The following is a 681-nucleotide window of genomic DNA, read 5'->3' on the forward strand; positions in this document are numbered from 1 at the left end:
GTGCCGCTATTGATGATGCTGCCGACATGGAACTCTGGCGTATCTTGTGAGAACTGCTGCCACTTGCGAAAGCCCTCACCAGGATCATGATCGCCAGTAGGGAGCATAGTATTGCCTGCAGCAACGCGCGCAAATTTATCAGGATTGTCCGCGACTAAGCGCAGACCAATGAGCCCGCCCCAATCTTGGCAAAACAGCGTGATACGGTCTAACTTTAACTGATCGAGTAGCGATTGCATCCAGTCGACATGACGCTGGTAAGTATAGTCACTGCGATCAGCAGGCTTGTCCGAGCGCCCAAATCCAGGCAAGTCTGGCGCAATAACGCGGTGTCCTGCTGCCGTCAAAATCGGTATCATCTTGCGATACAGATAGCACCATGACGGCTCTCCATGGAGCAGGAGAATAGGGTCAGCGTCCTTGCTACCTTCATCAAGATAGTGCACACGTAGCTCGCCGCCCTCAGTATCATCAACCATCAGATAGTTCGGTACAAAGTCAAAATCAGGTAGGTTCTCAAACTGCGTATCAGGGGTTCGTAGAGTTTTCATAGGACGTCCTTATCCTTAAAAATAAATATGTACAGCTTATAGAATAGCATTGAACCGATTGTCAAAACTATATTTCTAAATACGCTAAGTGTGCATTAGCCTTGTCTCAATTAACGCCGCCTTAATTAGC

The 681-nt window shown here is 48.2% G+C and carries 1 protein-coding gene; it reads right to left on the reverse strand.

What is annotated here, in order from left to right; genetic code table 11:
• Positions 1 to 551 (reverse strand): haloalkane dehalogenase (locus ACTXGO_RS15585; RefSeq protein WP_443575159.1); only part of this gene is annotated, 551 nt, incomplete at its 3' end.
• Positions 552 to 681 lie beyond the last annotated feature (130 nt).

The sequence above is a fragment of the Psychrobacter sp. T6-1 genome, assembly GCF_052258445.1.